Source organism: Streptomyces cahuitamycinicus (assembly GCF_002891435.1).
Classification (GTDB): domain Bacteria; phylum Actinomycetota; class Actinomycetes; order Streptomycetales; family Streptomycetaceae; genus Streptomyces; species Streptomyces cahuitamycinicus.
The window spans coordinates 1-3,550 of record NZ_POUC01000611.1; the positions used below are offsets into that span (position 1 = coordinate 1).

Genomic DNA, 3,550 nt, shown 5'->3' on the forward strand with positions numbered 1-3,550 from the left:
CGCCTGGGCCGCGGAGGGGGTGCGCGGCGAGATCACCGTCGTGGTGGAGGGAGCGCCGGAGAAGGGCCCCGAGGAGGTCGGGCCGGAGGAGCTGGTGCGGCGGGTCCGGGTGCGGGAGGAAGCGGGGGAGCGGCGCAAGGAGGCGATCGCCGCGGTGGCGGTGGAGGCCGGCGTGCCGAAGAGGGTTGTCTTCGATGCGGTGGTCGCCGCGAAGAACGCGGCGGGGTGACCGGGGTTGGGGGTGAGGGCCGCTGTGCTGTGCGGGACGCGCGTTGTGCGGGGCTTGGCGCGCAGCTCCCCGCGCCCCCGGCTTGTCGCGCGCAGCTCCCCGCGCCCCTGAGGGGCGCGATCGTGCGCCCCATGCGTGGGTAAAGGCGCCGGGGGCTCGGGGCAAGGGAACCCCAAATCGGGGCCAACACTCGACAGGTCTGCTGCCACCGGTCCGGCCGGGGAGTCCACTGGGGTGCGGGGACGGAATCGTCCTCACGCCACAGCGGAACAGGAGCTGGCATGAGTGAGATCGCAGGGCAGACCGGGCTCCGCGCCGGTGCCACCGCAGTCGTCAACGAGTCCTACTCGTTCGCCTGCATGCGGTGCGGACACGGCTGGGAGCAGTCGTACGAGATAGAGCACCACACGGACGCCGCGGGTCACGAGTTCGTCCTCTACGTCGCGGACGGCAAGGTGGTGCCCTCCCCGTTGAGCAAGCCCGAGTGCCACAACTGCGACAGCCACGTCGTGCGGATCATGCGGCCCGGGCGGGTCGCGTCGGCGCGCGACGCCGCGCACCGGCCGTCCCGCGTGCCGCCGCCCGCCGGGCCCGTGGAGGCTCCCTCGGCAGGGCCCGGGAGCGCGGGCGAGGAGCGCGAGCACCACCACTGGCACCTGTCCGACCTGCTGCACCCCTTCCAGCGCAAGGCGAGCTGACCCGTCCGGCTGCCTTGTCCGACGCCCTCCCCGGTCCTCCCCCGTCGGGGAGGGCGTGCCCCTTTCGTAGGATCGGGGCATGCCTTCGAACGACTCCGGCCGCCAGGACAAGAACGCGGCCCCGCCCCTCCCGGAGCCCCTGCGGGTGCCGGTCGCCGACTCCCACACCCACCTGGACATGCAGTCCGGCACGGTCGAGGAGGCACTGGCGAAGGCGGCGTCGGTCGGAGTGACGACGGTCGTGCAGGTCGGCTGCGACCTCAAGGGCTCCCGGTGGGCGGCCGAGACGGCTGCGGCCCACGACGCCGTCCACGCCACGGTCGCCCTGCACCCGAACGAGGCGCCCCGCATCGTGCACGGCGACCCCGACGGGTGGTCGCGGCAGGGCGCCCGCGAACCCGGCGGCCGGGCCGCGCTGGACGACGCGCTCGCCGAGATCGACCGGCTGGCCGCGCTGGAGCAGGTCAAGGGCGTCGGCGAGACCGGCCTCGACCACTTCCGCACCGGGCCCGAGGGCAAGGACGCGCAGGAGCGGTCCTTCCGCGCCCACATCGAGATCGCAAAGCGGCACGGCAAGGCCCTGGTTATCCACGACCGCGACGCCCACGCCGACGTCCTGCGCGTACTCAAGGAGGAGGGCGCCCCCGAGCGGACCGTCTTCCACTGCTACTCCGGTGACGCCGAGATGGCCGGGATCTGCGCGAGCGCGGGCTATTTCATGTCCTTCGCCGGCAACGTCACCTTCAAGAACGCCCAGAACCTGCGGGACGCGGTGGCGGTGGCCCCGCTGGAGCTCCTCCTCGTCGAAACGGACGCGCCCTTCCTCACACCGGCGCCCTACCGCGGGCGGCCCAACGCCCCGTACCTCGTGCCGGTCACCGTGCGGGCCATGGCCGAGGTGCGCGGCATCGACGAGGACACCCTCGCCACGGCACTCGGCGCGAACACGGCACGCGCGTTCGGTTACTGACCCGAGTCCACAACCGCGCCGCACGACTGTGCGTAGTCGCGTCGCTTTGGAGAGTGACGAACGCTCCGCTAGGTTCTGGGGGCCCGATCCGGACCCCCCTGGACCCCCTCCGGCCCCCTGGAGCGCGTCGGCGTGAGCAACTCCCGATACGAAACGTACGAGGCATACGAGACGTACGAGACGTACGGCCCGGCCTACGCCGATCCGGTGTACGGCGGCTTCGACGCGCCGCCGGCCGATCTGCACAGCGCAGAGACGCTCGGCTGGGGGACCCCCGGGGCACCCTGCGCCCACCGGGACACCTACCGGCCCGCCTACGAGGCGCCGACCCTGCCCGGACTGCCCCGGCAGGGCGCTCCGCACGACGGGCCCGCGCCCGGGTCCGTCGAGCAGCCGGGCCAGGAGCAGCCAGGCCAGGGCCCGGGTGCGCACGCCGGATCGCGTGCCGCGGCGCGCACCGGCTCGCACCGCAGATCCGCACGCCGGCGCAAGGCCCGCTACCCCGAGCGCCCGGACAGCCCCATGCGGCGGCTCCTCCCGCAGGCCCTGGTCGTCGCCTTCCTCGCCGGCGGCACCACGGCGTTCGTCGCCAAGGACAAGGCGATCGAGCTGAACGTCGACGGCAAGGCGCGCACACTGCACACCTTCGCCGACGACGTCAGCGAACTGCTCGCGGAGGAGGGCGTCGAGATCGGCACCCACGACGTGGTCGCGCCCGGGCCCGGTACGGACATCAGCAGCGGCGACGAGGTCGCCGTGCACTTCGCCCGTCCCCTGCGGCTCACCCTCGACGGGCACCGGCGCGAGGTCTGGACCACCGCCCACACGGTGGACGGAGCGCTGCGGCAGCTGGGTGTGCGACAGGAGGGAGCGTACGTGTCCACCTCGCGCTCCCGCCGCATCGGGCGCGAAGGGCTCGCACTGGACGTGCGGACCGAACGCACCGTCACGATCATGGCGGACGGCCGTGCCCGTACGGTGCGCACCAACGCGGCGACCGTACGGGAGGCCGTCGAGAAGGCCGGAATCACCCTGCACGGCCAGGACACCACCTCGGTCCCGCAGAGCAGCTTCCCGCGCGACGGGCAGACCGTGACAGTGCTGCGGATCACCGGCGGCAAGGAGGTCCGCGAGGAGCCGGTCCCGTTCCCGGTGCGGCGGACGGAGGACCCTGACCTGTTCCGGGGCACGGAGGTCGTGGAGCACGCGGGCGAGCCGGGCCTGCGCCGCGTCACCTTCTCGCTGCGCACGGTCAACGGCGTCAAGCAGAAGCCGCGCCGGATCAGAACCGAGCTGGTGCGCGAGCCGCGCCCGCAGGTGGTCAAGGTCGGCACCAAGGAGCGCCCCGCCTCCGTCCAGGGCGCCGACCACCTCGACTGGCAGGGCCTGGCGGCCTGCGAGTCCGGCGGCCGGCCCGACGCGGTCGACTCCTCAGGCACCTACGGCGGCCTCTACCAGTTCGACACCCGGACCTGGCAGGCCCTCGGCGGCAGCGGCCGCCCCCAGGACGCCCCGGCGGCGGAACAGACGTACCGGGCGAAGAAGCTGTATGTGCGGCGGGGGGCCAGCCCCTGGCCGCACTGCGGGGCGCGGCTGGGCGGATAGGGGGAACCGAACCCCCGTACCCTTGTTCCGTGACCAGCAGCCCCACCC

At 73.7% G+C, this 3,550-nt stretch carries 3 protein-coding genes and 1 pseudogene; all 4 read left to right on the forward strand.

The features are described from left to right. Positions 1–229: pseudogene (locus tag C1J00_RS40265) on the forward strand (16S rRNA (cytidine(1402)-2'-O)-methyltransferase); the annotation flags it as partial. 281 nt (positions 230–510) lie between these two features. After that, a complete protein-coding gene (locus tag C1J00_RS40270) occupies positions 511–927 on the forward strand; it encodes a hypothetical protein (RefSeq protein ID WP_102913806.1) in 417 nt (138 codons plus the stop codon). Positions 928–1,006: 79 nt separating this feature from the next. Further along, a complete protein-coding gene (locus C1J00_RS40275; RefSeq protein WP_102913807.1) occupies positions 1,007–1,897 on the forward strand; it encodes a TatD family hydrolase in 891 nt (296 codons plus the stop codon). Positions 1,898–2,029: 132 nt separating this feature from the next. Beyond that, positions 2,030–3,502 (forward strand): resuscitation-promoting factor, encoded by a 1,473-nt coding sequence (locus C1J00_RS40280; protein WP_102913808.1) that lies wholly within the window; start codon positions 2,030–2,032, stop codon positions 3,500–3,502. Positions 3,503–3,550 lie beyond the last annotated feature (48 nt).

Excerpts from the sequence above, each read along its gene's own strand:
- C1J00_RS40275 (WP_102913807.1), top strand. The coding sequence starts at position 1,007 with ATGCCTTCGAACGACTCCGGCCGCCAGGACAAGAACGCGGCCCCGCCC.
- C1J00_RS40270 (WP_102913806.1), top strand. The coding sequence starts at position 511 with ATGAGTGAGATCGCAGGGCAGACCGGGCTCCGCGCCGGTGCCACCGCA.